Consider the following 12,899-nt stretch of genomic DNA (forward strand, 5'->3'; position numbering starts at 1 on the left):
GTACTCCCTCGTTGGTGGCCGGACGGCGTACGAACAGGAGTGATCCTGCCACGCGCCCCTGACCGGGGCAGCGGGGAATGCGTGCCGCGGGTGACGGTGTTGACGTGGGGAAGACCCTTTTTCCCCGCAGCCCGCCCGAGGAGACACATGTCCGAGAAGACCCCCGTCGACTTCTGGTTCGACCCGCTGTGCCCCTGGGCGTGGATGACCTCCCGCTGGGTCCTCGAAGTCGAGAAGGTCCGGGACATCGAGGTGCGCTGGCACATCATGAGCCTCGCCGTCCTCAACGAGAACAAGCTGGACGAGCTGCCCGAGGAGTACCGCGAGATGCTCGCGGTCAAGGCCTGGCAGCCGGTACGCGTGGTCACCGCCGCCTGGCAGCTCCACGGCGCCGACGTCCTCGGCCCCCTCTACACCGCGCTCGGCACCCGCATCCACAACAACGGCGAGGGCCCGACGGTCGAGGCGATAGCCGGCGCGCTGGCGGACGTGGGCCTGCCCGCCTCCCTCATCGACTACGCCGAGCAGACCGACTTCGAGTTCGACGCCCAGCTGCGCGCCTCCCACAAGGAGGGCATCGAGAAGGTCGGACAGGACGTCGGCACCCCCGTCATCGCCGTCCCCGGCCCCGACGGCGAGCAGATCGCCTTCTTCGGCCCGGTCGTCACCCCCGCCCCGAAGGGCGAGGAGGCCGCCCGCCTCTGGGACGGCACCGTCGCGGTCGCCTCGGTCCCCGGCTTCTACGAGATCAAGCGCACCCGTACCAAGGGCCCTGACTTCAGCAATCTGTGACGACACCCGCTCAGGAATCACCCCCGCGAGCAGCCCTCGCGGGGGCACCATGGGCTCCATGACGGAGATCGACACCTCGGTGCCGCACTCGGCCCGCATCTGGAACTACTGGCTGGGCGGCAAGGACAACTACCCGGTGGACGAGGCGGCCGGTGACGCCTACACCGCCGTCTTCCCCGGCATCGTCACCCTCGCCCGCAGCAGCCGCGCCTTCCTCGGCCGCTCCATCACCCATCTGGTCGAGGAGGCGGGCATCCGCCAGTTCCTCGACGTCGGCACCGGACTGCCCACGGTCGACAACACCCACGAGGTCGCCCAGCGCCTGGCCCCCGAGTCGAAGATCGTCTACGTCGACAACGACCCCCTGGTCCTCGCCCACGCCCGCGCCCTGCTCACCTCCAGCAGCGAGGGCGCGACCTCCTACGAGGACCTCAGCCTCTACGAGCCCGACCGCATCCTCCAGGCGGCCGCCCGCACCCTCGACCTCTCCCGGCCGACGGCCCTGATCCTCAGCGGCATCCTCGGCCACGTCGACGGCTACGACCGCGCCCGCGACCTCGTCCGCGCCTTCCTGGACGGTCTCCCCTCCGGCAGCTACCTCTCCCTCAACGAGGGCTCCCGGGGCACCGACCCGGTCTACGAGCAGGCCCAGGACGCCTACAACGAGACCGGCGCGGTCCCGTACTTCCTGCGCCCGATCGAGCAGATCGAGGGCTACTTCGAGGGCCTGGACCTCGTCGACCCGGGAGTCGTCTCCGTCCCCCTGTGGCGTCCCGCCCCGGGTGCCGACACGACCCCGATCGGCCAGCACGGCGGGCTGGCCCGCAAGCCCTGAACACCCGAAAGGCCTGGGCGGCCCCTCCGCTCCCACGGAGGGGCCGCCGACGATCCGGACGTACCCCGTACGTTCCGTGGCTAAGCCATTACGCCGCCACGGACGTGTAGTGCGCCGCGTCCCCCTCGATCGAGTAGCTCTCCTTGCCCTCGACGCCCACCGGCACGTCACCCGCGGCCGTCACCCGGTGCAGTCGGCGCGGCGCGCCGTCGTAGTTGTCGATGGCGTAGTGCTGGGTGATCCGGTTGTCGAAGACGACGAGCTGGTTCTCGGACCAGCGGTGGCGCAGGACGTTCTCCGGCCGGGTCACGTACGACTGGAGCAGATCGAGGATCCTGCGGGACTCGCCGACCGACAGTCCCACGATCCGCTGGGCGAACCCGCCGATGAACAGCCCGCGTTCACCGGTCAGCGGGTGGACCCGCACCACCGGATGGACCGTGCGGTACTTGATGGACGTGAACTGGGCGCGGGCGGCGGCCTGTTCCTCGTCGAGCGCCTCCTCCGGCACGGCGTAGTCGTAGTCGTTGGTGTGCTCCGCCCACAGGGTGTCGGCCAGCCGCCGCAGCGGCTCGGGCAGGTCGCGGTAGGCGGCCGCGGAGCTCGCGATCAGCGTCTCGCCGCCGTACGGCGGGACCGTCAGGCTGCGCAGGGTGGTCGCCTGGGGCGGGTTGAGGACGAACGTCACGTCGGTGTGCCAGTGGTTGGCGGCCCGGCCGCGCTCGCTGTCGACGGGCAGGACGTTCGGGGTGCCGTCGACGGAGGGGACGGTCGGGTGGGCGGTGGTGACCTCGCCGAAGTGGCGGACGAAGGCCTGGTGGGTCTCGTCGTCGAGGTTCACCCCGTCGAAGACCAGCGCCTTGTGGACGTTGAGCGCCTCCCGCAGGGCGGCGTAGGTCTCCTCGTCGAGGGGCTTGGCGATGTCCACACCGAAGACGTGGGCGCCGATGTTCGCGGTGACCTTGCGGATGTCGAGCGTCATGGGGGAGTCCTCTCAGACCAGGGCGGGTGTCTTGACGTACTGGTTGGCGGGGCGCGGCAGGCCGTAGCGCTCCCGCAGGGTCCGGCGGGGGCCGTATTCCGTGCGGAGCAGACCCCGGGCGCGCAGGATCGGGACGACGTGGTCGACGAAGGCGTCCAGACCGGAGGGCAGCACGGCGGGCATGATGTTGAAGCCGTCGGCGGCGCCCTGCGTGAACCAGGTCTCGATCGTGTCGGCGATCTGCTCGGGCGTCCCCGCGAAGGTGAGATGCCCGCGGCCGCCGCCCAGCCGCCCGATGAGCTGCCGTACGGTCAGCCGGTCCCGGCGGGCCAGCTCGACCACGAGCGTGTAGCGGCTCTTGGCCCCCTCGACGGCGTCCTCCGAGGGCAGGTCGGCCGGCAGCTCGGCGTCCAGCTCCAGCGTGCCGAGGGGAAGCTGCAGCAGTCGCTCCAGGTTGGCGACTCCGTGCCGGTGCACGATGTGGTCCTCCAGCACCTGCTCGTGCTCCCGTGCCTCGGCCTCCGTGGACCCGATCACCGGCACGATCCCGGGCAGCACCTTGAGGTGCTCGGGATCGCGGCCGGCCGCGCCCGTCCGCGCCTTGAGGCCGGCGTAGAAGGCCTGCGCGTCGGCGAGCGTCTGCTGGGCGGTGAACACCGCCTCCGCGTACCGCGCCGCGAACTCCTTGCCGTCCTGCGAGGACCCGGCCTGCACGAGCAGCGGGTAACCCTGCGGGCTGCGCGGGACGTTGAGGGCGCCCTCGACGCTGAAGTACGTCCCCCGGTGCCGGGGCGGGTGGATCTTCGCGTCGTCGCCCCAGACCCCGGACGCCTTGTCCGCGAGGATCGTGTCGTCCTCCCAGCTGTCCCAGAGCTTCAGCGCCACGTCGAGGAACTCGGCGGCCCGGGCGTACCGCTCGGCGTGCGGGGGCTCCGCGTCGAGGCCGAAGTTGCGGGCGGCCTCCGCGCCCGCCGTGGTGACGATGTTCCAGCCCGCCCGGCCGCCGCTGATGATGTCCAGGGAGGCGAACTTGCGGGCCAGGTTGTAGGGGGAGTTGTAGGACGTGGAGGCCGTGGCGATCAGCCCGATGTGCTCGGTCGCCGTCGCCAGCGCCGTGAGCAGCGTCAGCGGCTCCAGCGCCCCGGCCGGACGCTGCGCGACACTGCCCCACAGCTGCGGCCCGTCGGCGAGGAAGAGGGAGTCGAAGGTGCCGCGTTCGGCGGTCCGGGCGAGCCGGACGTAGTGGGCCGGCTCGACATGGGCGTGCGGGTCGCTCTCCGGCAGCCGCCAGGACGCCTCGTGGTGGCCGGTGTTCATCAGGAACGCGTTGAGGTGCAGCTTTCTCGAACTCACTGGTGGTCCTCCGTGACGCCCAGCGCGGCCAGCAGCCGCTCGCGGTACTCGCCGAGCAGCGGATCCCGGTACGAGCGGGGGTGGGGGCGGTCGATGGTCAGGTCGAGGCCGATCCGGCCGTGGTCGAGGACGAGGACCCGGTCGGCGAGCACGATCGCCTCGTCCACGTCATGGGTGACGAGCAGCACGGAGGGCCGGTGACGCTCCCACAGCTCCCGCAGCAGGCTGTGCATCCTGATCCGGGTGAGCGCGTCCAGCGCCCCGAACGGCTCGTCGGCCAGCAGGAGTTCGGGCTCCCTCACGAGGGAGCGGGCCAGTGCGGCGCGCTGTGCCTCGCCGCCGGACAGCTCGTTCGGCCAGGCCCGCTCCCGGCCGGCCAGTCCGACCTCGGCGAGCGCCTCCCGCCCGTGCCGCTCGGCCTGCTTGCCGTCGAGCCCGAGGAGTACGTTGTCCAGCACCCGGCGCCAGGGCAGCAGCCGTGAGTCCTGGAAGACGACCGACACCCGCTCGGGCGCCGTCAGCTCCCCGCTCCCTGCGACCTCGTGGTCCAGGCCCGCGACCGCCCTGAGCAGGGTGGACTTGCCGGAGCCGCTGTGCCCGAGGAGGGCGACGAACTGTCCGGCGGGGATGTCCAGGTCGATGCCGTCGAGGACGGTCCGTCCGTCGAAGGACCGGGTCAGGCCCCGCAACCGTACGGCCGGCCGGGTCAGTTGCTCAGTGTGCGGCGCCATGACAGCACCCTCCGTTCGATGAGACGGACCGCGCTGTCGGAGACCAGGCCGAAGACGCCGTAGATCAGCAGACCGACGAGGATGACGTCCGACTGGCCGTAGTTCTGGGCCTGGAACATCATGTAGCCGAGGCCGCTGGTGGCGTTGATCTGCTCCAGGACCACCAGCCCGAGCCAGGATCCGGTGACACCGAGCCGGAGTCCCACGAAGAATCCGGGCAGCGCGCCGGGGATCACGATCTGCCGCACGAACCGCAGCCTCGACAGCCCCTGCACCTCGGCGAGTTCGACGAACCGGTGGTCGATGCCGGACAGCGCGGCATGCGTGTTCAGATAGATCGGGATGTAGACGACGATCGCGATGATCGCGATCTTGAAGGTCTCGCCGATGCCCAGCCACAGGATGAACAGCGGGATCAGACCGAGCACCGGGATCGCCCGGTTGAGCTGCACCGTCCCGTCGATCAGCGCCTCCCCGGTCCGGCTGAGCCCGGACGCGAGCGCGAGCGCCACTCCGGCGGTCAGACCGATCGCGAAGCCGTACGCGGCGCGTTCGAGGGAGGTGAGGACATCGGTGGGCAGGGTCCCGTCGGTCCACAGGTGCACACCGGTCCGCAGGACCGTCCAGGGCGCCGGGACCGCCCCCGGGTCGAGCCGGCCGGCGGCGGAGGCGGCCGCCCACAGGGCGAGCAGGAGGAGGGGCCCGGCCAGCCGGGCGGCGGGGAGACGTTTGCCGGGGGCGAGGCTGCGGCGTCGCCGGCGCGGCTGCTCGGCGGCCACGGCGACGGGGGCGGCCGTGCCCAGGGTGGTGGTGGTCATGGCGGTCAGCTCCGGTACTCGGCGGGTACGGACTTCGCGGCGATGCCCTCGAAGCGGTGGTCGAAGAGGGAGGAGACGTCGAACTTCTTCACGAAGCCGCCCTCCGCGAGCAGATCGGCGGTCTCCTGCTCCCAGGCGATCGCCTCGTCCCAGCTCGGCGGGAACAGCGGCTTGTTCGCGAGGTCGGAGATCGCCTTCGCCTGGGCGAGCGTCAGGTTCTGCGTCTTGACGTAGAACTCCTCGTTCCAGACGTCCGGGTTCTCGTACTGCCACACCTGGCCCTTGGCCCACTGCGGGATGTACGCGGCGACCGCGGCCGCCTTCGCCTCGTCGTTCAGCACGGACACCGGCGCCCACAGCAGGTTCAGCAGGTCGACGACGTCGGTGGTGACCGTGCGGGCGCCCTTGGAGCCGTACTGCTGGAGGTAGGCGGGCGCCTGGCTGTTGGCGAGCGGGGCGATGTCGACCTGACCCGACTGCAGGGCCGTCAGGAACTGGTTGCTCGTCAGCGGGACCAGCGTCACCTCGTCGTACTTCAGACCCGCCTTCTTCAACGCCCGCAGCAGCACGACACCCTGCGCCTGGCCCTGCGAGAACGCCAGCTTCTTCCCCTTGAAGTCCTCGACGGTGTGGATGTCACTGCCGGGCTTGGTGGCGAAGAGATAGTTCGGCTTGCGGGTGATGTTGATCGCGACGATCTTCGCGTCGTAACCCTGGTAATGCGCCTGGATCGGCGGGATGCCCGCGTTGTTCGCGAGGTCCAGGGATTTCGCCCGGAACGCGTTGATGACATCGGGACCTGCCCCGATGTTCACCCAGCTCGACACCGTGAAAGGCAGGTCGGGCAGTTTCGCCAGCTTGAACTGCAGCTGCTGGACGTTCTGGTACGAGGCGATCTTCAGGCTGGTGCCGGAGGGCACCTTGGCGGCGAGCGGAGCCGTGGAAGCGCCCTTGCCGGTGGCGGCGGCGGTGCTCTCGGCGCAACCGCTGAGCCCGGCGACACCGGCGGCGGCGCCGAGCAGAGAGGCGAGGAACAGCCGGCGGTCATAGGTCGAAGGCATGGGAGAACCCCTCAGGGAAAGCGGCGAAAAAAGGCATGCGGAATTCCAGGGACGGAAAAGGGAACTCACGCGGAGAAAGGCAGGAAGAAGGGCGCGCTCCCGGCGCACCGGGGCGTCAGCAACAGAGAGTGCGACAGCTCATGGAATCATGGTCCGTTCCGATCGCTGCGCCTGTCAACATTCGGAGTTTCTGAATTAATTGGGTTCGGGTGAAGCGGTGAGCGGATCCCGGTAGAGGACGTCGAGGGCCACCGCGCCGCCCGCCACGGCCAGCACGGAGTCCCGGAAACTGGTGGGCGCGACGCACGAGGCGCGCTCCGCCCCCACCTCCTCCCGCAGCGCGGCCAGGCAGTCCTCGCGGAACAGCACACCCACCTCGGTGACGACGACCCGCTCCGGGTTGAGGACGTCCAGCAGCAGCCCCGCCGCCCGTCCCGTCATCCGCGCCCGCTCCCGCAACAGCCGCACCGCCACCGGGTTCCCGGCGTCCGCCGCGGCGAGCACGTCCATCGGGTTCACCCCGTCCGTGACCCCCGCCTCACGGGCCCGTCGGCACAGCGTCCGCTCGCTCAGCTCGACCTGGAGGCAGCCCGTCCGGCCGCAGACGCACGGCTCGGCGCCGCCGGCCAGCGGCAGATGCGCCACGGCCCCCGCCTGGGAACGGGGGCCGTGGTGCACCTCGTCATGGGTGGCGAACGCCGCGTCGACCACGTTCCCCACGAACAGATGCAGCACACTGCGGCTGCCGCGCGCCCGCCCGAACAGGCGCTCCGCGTCGACCAACGCCCGCGCGTGCCCGTCCACATGGACCGGCAGCCCGGTGCGCGCCCCCAGGAACTCCCGCACCGGCACCTCGCGCCAGCCCAGCAGCGGATGCTCGACGACGGTCCCCGAGTCCCGGTCCACCCAGCCGCCGACCGCGACCCCGACCCCCAGCGGCCGGCTGCCCGCCGCCTCGTCCAGCAGCCCCGCCAGCCCCTCGGCGGCCCGCGCCAGCACCTCGTGCGGCTCGGTGCCCCGGTGCTTCAACTCACGGCGCGCCAGCACCCGTCCGCGCAGATCGAGCAGCGCGACCGTGGTGTACGGCACGGCCACATGCACCCCGCCGACCACGAACCGCGAGTCGTCCAGGTCGACGGGGACGTGCGGGCGGCCGACGCCGTTGCTGCGCCGGGGCACGGCCGACTCCCGGATCAGACCGAGCGCGGTGAGCCGGGTGCAGTGGTCGGTGACGGCGGCCGGGGACAGCCCGGTCAGCCGGGCGATGGTGGAGCGCGCGACGGGGCCGTGCTCCAGCACGGACCGCAGGATCACGCTGGCGCTGGTGCGCCGCCGGTCGCTGTCGGCGACACGGGGGACGGGGGACTTACGGGGTGCGGGGGGAGCCGCGGTGCGGGGCATGGTTGACCGTCCTCGGGAACGGGGCCGACACGTCTCGGAAGCCGAGGCGGGTCGGGGCCCGCCTCAGACCGGGCGGCGACAGGTGGCCGTGCCCTGGCGCCGCAGGTCGACATAGCGACGCGACGTGAGGTTCAGGGACTGGGCGACCACCATGGCTGGAAGGGTAGGGCAGGAAAGGGGAATCCGACCAGAGCACTAGGATTCCTTTGGTGAGAGTTCACAATCCCCTGACATGGCGCCCGGTGAGCGAAACCTCTTCACCTCAGTGATCGTTGTCACGCCTGGGCCGGTGTAGCGGACATCCTTTGTGTGGATCCCATCAAGCTCCCGTCGCCCTCTTTGTCGACCGTCGACGGTGGGCGACCGAAGGCCCCTGGGATAGCGTCACGACGTCCCCAACCTCCCCTCCTCCCCGCGGAGTCCCCATGAGCACCGCCGCCGCCGGCGCCCGCCCCGGAGAGGTCCTCGCCGACCTCCTGCCCGCGTCCCGTGTCCGTGACGTCGCGCTCGTGCTCGGCGGAGCCGCGCTCACCGGCCTCGCGGCCCAGATCTCGGTGCCCGTCCCCGGCTCCCCGGTGCCGGTGACCGGCCAGACCTTCGCCGCGCTCCTCGTCGGCACCTCCCTCGGCGCCCGCCGCGGTGTCTCCGCGCTCGTCCTGTACGCGGTGGCCGGCCTCGCCGGTGTGCCGTGGTTCGCGGGCGGCGCCTCCGGGATCTCCGTCTCCTTCGGCTACATCCTCGGCATGATCCTCGCCTCCGCCGCCGTCGGCGCCCTCGCCCGCCGGGGCGCGGACCGCACCGTGTGGCGCACCGCGGGCGCGATGCTGATCGGCGAGGCGATCGTCTACGCCGTCGGCGTCCCCTACCTCGCCTACGCGGCCGACCTCCCCCTCTCCACCGCGATCGCGGTCGGCCTCACCCCCTTCCTGATCGGTGACGCCGTCAAGGCGCTCCTGGCGATGGGCCTGCTGCCGACGACCTGGAAGTTCGCGAACCGCTGAGGCGGTCCACCTCCCGAAGGGGTTCGCCGGGTCGTACCGCGAGGTGATCCCGGCGAGCCTCTTCCGCGTTTCCGGGGGGAACGGCCCGTCGCCCCGATCACCGGCGTGCGAAGGCGAAGGAGGCGGCCCGCCCGAGGGTCCCCGGTCGGCGATGCGCGTCAGTTCTGTGGGCGCCGCCGGGCCCACCACGGCCCGGCCGCGCCCGCCACGAGCAGAAAGGCCCCGGTCGCGCCGAGCGGCAGCAGGTCCTGGCCGACGCCGGTCTTCGGCAGCTCGTCACCGGCGGGCGCCGGGGGCGCGTTGTCCGTACCGAGCAGCAGCGGGCCGGGGGCTTCGCCTGGGCGACCCCCAAGGGCCGGCGGCGGGACGTGAAGACGGGCGCGGAGGTGCACTACACCTCGCCCGACGGCACCCAGGAACTCGCCGCCAAGTCCTCCCTGGCCCGCGGCGACCTGCTGGAGAGCTGGCGGACCTCCGAGCGGAACGCCCGGCAGGGCCGCGACTACCGCAGGATCCGCCTGGAACGGACGACGTTCCGGGGCCGCCCGGCGGTCCTCTGGGAGTACACGTTCACGCTCCAGGGCACCCGCTGGCACGCCCGGCTGCTCGGCTTCGACCGGGCGGGCACGTCGTACCAGATCAACACCTGGTACCAGCCGGGGGGTGGAGGCGGACGCCCTGAAGACGTACGACGAGGTGAAGGAGAGCTTTACGGTGCTGTGACCGCGTCGGCCGGCTCGGCCGCGTCCCGGGCGGCCCGCGCCTTCGCGACCCTCTCCTTCACCAGGGCGACGGCGACCACCGCCGCGGCGACGAGCAGCGACAGCAGCACGGTCGTACGCCCGCTGCTCTCGCCCTCGGTGTCGGTCAGCATGTACCCGAGCACGAACACGATCAGCGCGGCCGTCGCCCACGTCAGGTACGGGTACAGCCACATCCGCACGACCAGCTTCTCCGGTGCCTCGCGCTGGATGATCCGCCGCATGCGGAGCTGCGAGAAGCAGATCACCAGCCAGACGAACAGGGCCACCGCACCGCTGGAGTTGACCAGGAAGAGGAAGACGGTGTCCGGCGCGAGGTAGTTGAAGAACACCGCGACGAAGCCGAACACGACCGAGGACAGGATCGCCGCCCTCGGCACGCCCCGGCCGTTGACCCGCGCGAACGCCTTGGGCGCGTCGCCGCGCCGGCCGAGCGAGAACGCCATCCGGGAGGCCGTGTACAGGCCGGAGTTGAGACAGGACAGTACCGACGTCAGCACGATGAAGTTCATGATCTGACCGGCGTGCGCGATGCCGAGGGAGTCGAGGGCGGCGACGTACGAGCCCTTCTCTGCGATGGACTTGTCGTCCCACGGCAGCAGGGTGACGACGACGAAGATCGAGCCGAGGTAGAAGACGCCGATCCGCCAGATGATGCTGTTGGTGGACTTGGTGACGGCCCGCTGCGGGTTCTCGGACTCGCCGGCCGCGAGGGTCGCGATCTCGCTGCCCATGAAGGAGAAGACGACGAGCAGGACGCCGGTGAGGACGGCCCCGGGCCCGTTCGGCAGGAAGCCGCCGTGCGCGGTGAGGTTGTCGAGCCCCGCCTTGTCGCTGTCGACACCGGGCAGGACGCCGAACACGGCCAGGCCGCCGACGACGATGAACGCGCCGATCGCCACGACCTTGATCCCGGCGAACCAGAACTCGAACTCGCCGTAGGAGCCGACGGAGACCAGGTTGGTGGCGGTCAGCACCACCATCACGAGGAGTGCCCACCCCCACTGCGGTACGGCCGGGATCCAGCCCTCGAGGATCTTGGCGCCGGCGGTGGCCTCCACGGCCAGCACCACGACCCAGAAGAATTAGTACAGCCAGCCGATGGAGAAGCCGGCCCAGCGGCCGAGCGCCCGGTCGGCGTGTGCGGAGAAGGAACCCGAGGTGGGGTTGGCGGCGGACATCTCCCCGAGCATCCGCATCACCAGCACCACGAGCGTGCCGACGAGGGCGTAGGAGAGGAGGATCCCGGGGCCCGCGGTGGCGATGCCCGAGCTGGATCCGACGAACAGTCCGGCACCGATGACGCCGCCGATGGCGATCATCGACAGATGCCGGTTCTTGAGACCTGCCTGGAGGCCGGAACCGGGGTCGCCGGTGTTCCCGGGGCCTCCGGTGCCGTGCTCGGCCTGAGCGAGGGTGGGCTGAGAAGTCATGGCACGCCAGTGAAACGGAGGTGGATGGATTCGTGAACCTTTGATTCCAGATCGTTACTTGAGGTTTTCCTGAGCTTCCATGGTTCGCCTGGTAGGTTGGGGCCGCGCCAACCCCGCGCTGCTACCCCGCGACCCGCATGTCACACTCATCCCATGCGCGTGTATCTCGGCTCGGACCATGCCGGCTTCGAACTCAAGAACCACCTCGTCGAATGGCTCAAGGCGGCGGGCCACGACCCGGTCGACTGCGGCCCCCACATCTACGACGCCCAGGACGACTACCCGCCCTTCTGCCTCCGCGCCGCGGAGCGGACCGCCGCGGACCAGGACGCCCTCGGCATCGTCATCGGCGGTTCGGGCAACGGTGAGCAGATCGCCGCGAACAAGGTGAAGGGCGTCCGTGCGGCCCTCGCCTGGAGCGAGGAGACCGCGTCGCTCGGCCGCCAGCACAACAACGCCAACGTCGTCGCCGTCGGCGCCCGTATGCACACGACGGACGAGGCCACCAAGTTCGTCGAGACCTTCCTCGCCACGCCGTTCTCGGGCGACGAGCGCCACATCCGCCGCATCGACATGCTCGCCGCCTACGAAACCACCGGCGACCTGCCCCCCATCCCGCCCCACCACCCCCACCAGGACTGACCCCACCGGGTCGGGGATTCCAGGCCCACCCGCTCCCCGCCCACGGGTTTTGAGGCCGACTCTCCATCCACCGAGCCCCTCCGGGAGCCGCCGACCGAAAGCGAGCCTGGCGCGCGGCCCCGGGGGCCCAGGGGGCTCCGGGCGGAGGCGGCGAGGCCGGGGCGGCTCTCCCGCCCGTTGGGTTCCCTCTCTCCCGAGCCAGACGGGTGGGTAGGTGGGGAAAGATCGGTAGGAAAGGACACGGGACCTTGCCAGAGGGGCACACGATTCACCGGCTGGCGTTGGACTACGGCGACCGTTTCACCGGAACGGCACCCCGAGTCACCAGCCCCCAGGGCAAGTTCTCCGACGCCGCCGCGCTCCTCGACGGCGCCGGCCTCACCACCACCGAGGCCCACGGCAAACACCTCTTCCTCGGCTTCCGGGACGACGAGTGGATCCACATCCACCTCGGCCTCTTCGGCAAGGTCACCTTCGGCCCCGCCCCCGCACCCCCACCCACCGACACCGTCCGCCTCCGCCTCGCGAACCCCACCGCCTACGTCGACCTGCGCGGCCCGACGACCTGCGCCCTCATCACGGACACCGAGAAACAGGCCATACACGCCCGCCTCGGCCCCGACCCCCTGCGCCCCGACGCCGACCCCACCCGGGCCTACGCCCGCGTCTCCCGCAGCCGTACGACGATCGCCGCCCTCCTCATGGACCAGAAGATCATCGCCGGCGTCGGCAACGTCTACCGCGCCGAGGTCCTCTTCCGGCACCACATCGACCCGTACCGCCCGGGAAGGGACATCACCCCCACCGAGTGGGACGCGATCTGGACGGACCTCGTCGCCCTCATGCGCGAGGGCGTCCGCAACAACCGCATCGACACCGTCCGCCCCGAGCACACCCCCGAGGCGATGGGCCGCCCGCCACGCGTCGACGACCACGGCGGCGAGGTGTACGTCTACCGGCGCACCCACCAGCCCTGCCACCTCTGCGGCGACGAGATCCGCACCGCCGACCTCGCCGCCCGCAACCTCTTCTGGTGCCCGACCTGCCAGCAGAACTGAAACCCGAGGAACCGGAACCAGAAGAACCGAA

Annotated in this window: 12 protein-coding genes and 1 pseudogene; 5 read left to right on the top strand and 8 right to left on the bottom strand. The window is 71.1% G+C overall.

The features are described 5' to 3' along the window. Positions 1-147: 147 nt before the first annotated feature. The gene (locus tag OG852_RS32050) at positions 148-792 is read left to right on the top strand and encodes a mycothiol-dependent nitroreductase Rv2466c family protein (RefSeq protein WP_133911598.1); all 645 of its coding nucleotides are present in this window, start codon (positions 148-150) and stop codon (positions 790-792) included. A gap of 58 nt (positions 793-850) precedes the next feature. Next, positions 851-1,627: an SAM-dependent methyltransferase gene (locus OG852_RS32055; protein WP_133911599.1), complete on the top strand. Its 777-nt coding sequence runs from the start codon at positions 851-853 to the stop codon at positions 1,625-1,627. An 88-nt stretch (positions 1,628-1,715) separates the two neighbouring features. Here OG852_RS32055 and OG852_RS32060 read toward each other — a convergent pair whose 3' ends face one another. From OG852_RS32060 to OG852_RS32085, 6 genes are all read right to left on the bottom strand, one after another. Beyond that, positions 1,716-2,609, bottom strand: a complete 894-nt coding sequence (locus OG852_RS32060) for a TauD/TfdA dioxygenase family protein (protein ID WP_330349788.1) — start codon at positions 2,607-2,609, stop codon at positions 1,716-1,718. A 12-nt stretch (positions 2,610-2,621) separates the two neighbouring features. Beyond that, entirely contained in the window at positions 2,622-3,962 is a 1,341-nt protein-coding gene (locus tag OG852_RS32065) for an LLM class flavin-dependent oxidoreductase (RefSeq protein WP_330349789.1), read from the bottom strand. Continuing rightward, positions 3,959-4,693 (bottom strand): ABC transporter ATP-binding protein, encoded by a 735-nt coding sequence (locus OG852_RS32070; RefSeq protein WP_330349790.1) that lies wholly within the window; start codon positions 4,691-4,693, stop codon positions 3,959-3,961. Before OG852_RS32070 ends, OG852_RS32065 begins: the two co-directional genes overlap by 4 nt. Continuing rightward, positions 4,669-5,511 (bottom strand): ABC transporter permease, encoded by an 843-nt coding sequence (locus OG852_RS32075; protein ID WP_133911603.1) that lies wholly within the window; start codon positions 5,509-5,511, stop codon positions 4,669-4,671. Before OG852_RS32075 ends, OG852_RS32070 begins: the two co-directional genes overlap by 25 nt. A 5-nt stretch (positions 5,512-5,516) precedes the next feature. Further along, positions 5,517-6,572, bottom strand: a complete 1,056-nt coding sequence (locus tag OG852_RS32080; protein ID WP_133911604.1) for an ABC transporter substrate-binding protein — start codon at positions 6,570-6,572, stop codon at positions 5,517-5,519. 195 nt (positions 6,573-6,767) lie between these two features. Further along, positions 6,768-7,973 (bottom strand): ROK family transcriptional regulator, encoded by a 1,206-nt coding sequence (locus tag OG852_RS32085; protein ID WP_330349791.1) that lies wholly within the window; start codon positions 7,971-7,973, stop codon positions 6,768-6,770. A 425-nt stretch (positions 7,974-8,398) separates the two neighbouring features. Here OG852_RS32085 and OG852_RS32090 point away from each other — a divergent pair, with 425 nt between their 5' ends. Then, positions 8,399-8,974 (top strand): biotin transporter BioY, encoded by a 576-nt coding sequence (locus tag OG852_RS32090; protein ID WP_330349792.1) that lies wholly within the window; start codon positions 8,399-8,401, stop codon positions 8,972-8,974. A 158-nt stretch (positions 8,975-9,132) separates the two neighbouring features. Here OG852_RS32090 and OG852_RS32095 read toward each other — a convergent pair whose 3' ends face one another. After that, positions 9,133-9,366 (bottom strand): LPXTG cell wall anchor domain-containing protein, encoded by a 234-nt coding sequence (locus OG852_RS32095; protein WP_443064584.1) that lies wholly within the window; start codon positions 9,364-9,366, stop codon positions 9,133-9,135. A 317-nt stretch (positions 9,367-9,683) separates the two neighbouring features. Next, a pseudogene (locus OG852_RS32100) lies at positions 9,684-11,168 on the bottom strand (amino acid permease). A 153-nt stretch (positions 11,169-11,321) separates the two neighbouring features. On the opposite strand from OG852_RS32100, the gene OG852_RS32105 reads away from it, so the two are divergent. Then, positions 11,322-11,810, top strand: a complete 489-nt coding sequence (locus OG852_RS32105; RefSeq protein ID WP_133911608.1) for a ribose-5-phosphate isomerase — start codon at positions 11,322-11,324, stop codon at positions 11,808-11,810. A gap of 248 nt (positions 11,811-12,058) precedes the next feature. Then, on the top strand, positions 12,059-12,868 hold the full coding sequence (locus OG852_RS32110; protein WP_133911609.1) for an Fpg/Nei family DNA glycosylase: 810 nt from the start codon (positions 12,059-12,061) through the stop codon (positions 12,866-12,868). The last annotated feature ends 31 nt before the right edge of the window (positions 12,869-12,899 follow it).

It is taken from the genome of Streptomyces sp. NBC_00582 (assembly GCF_036345155.1).
Classification (GTDB): domain Bacteria; phylum Actinomycetota; class Actinomycetes; order Streptomycetales; family Streptomycetaceae; genus Streptomyces.

What these genes read in the sequence shown, in the direction of transcription:
- OG852_RS32050 (WP_133911598.1), top strand. Translation starts at nt 148, where the DNA reads ATGTCCGAGAAGACCCCCGTCGACTTCTGGTTCGACCCGCTGTGCCCC.
- OG852_RS32055 (WP_133911599.1), top strand. Translation starts at nt 851, where the DNA reads ATGACGGAGATCGACACCTCGGTGCCGCACTCGGCCCGCATCTGGAAC.
- OG852_RS32060 (WP_330349788.1), bottom strand. Translation starts at nt 2,609, where the DNA reads ATGACGCTCGACATCCGCAAGGTCACCGCGAACATCGGCGCCCACGTC.
- OG852_RS32070 (WP_330349790.1), bottom strand. Translation starts at nt 4,693, where the DNA reads ATGGCGCCGCACACTGAGCAACTGACCCGGCCGGCCGTACGGTTGCGG.
- OG852_RS32075 (WP_133911603.1), bottom strand. Translation starts at nt 5,511, where the DNA reads ATGACCACCACCACCCTGGGCACGGCCGCCCCCGTCGCCGTGGCCGCC.
- OG852_RS32080 (WP_133911604.1), bottom strand. Translation starts at nt 6,572, where the DNA reads ATGCCTTCGACCTATGACCGCCGGCTGTTCCTCGCCTCTCTGCTCGGC.
- OG852_RS32085 (WP_330349791.1), bottom strand. Translation starts at nt 7,973, where the DNA reads ATGCCCCGCACCGCGGCTCCCCCCGCACCCCGTAAGTCCCCCGTCCCC.
- OG852_RS32090 (WP_330349792.1), top strand. Translation starts at nt 8,399, where the DNA reads ATGAGCACCGCCGCCGCCGGCGCCCGCCCCGGAGAGGTCCTCGCCGAC.
- OG852_RS32105 (WP_133911608.1), top strand. Translation starts at nt 11,322, where the DNA reads ATGCGCGTGTATCTCGGCTCGGACCATGCCGGCTTCGAACTCAAGAAC.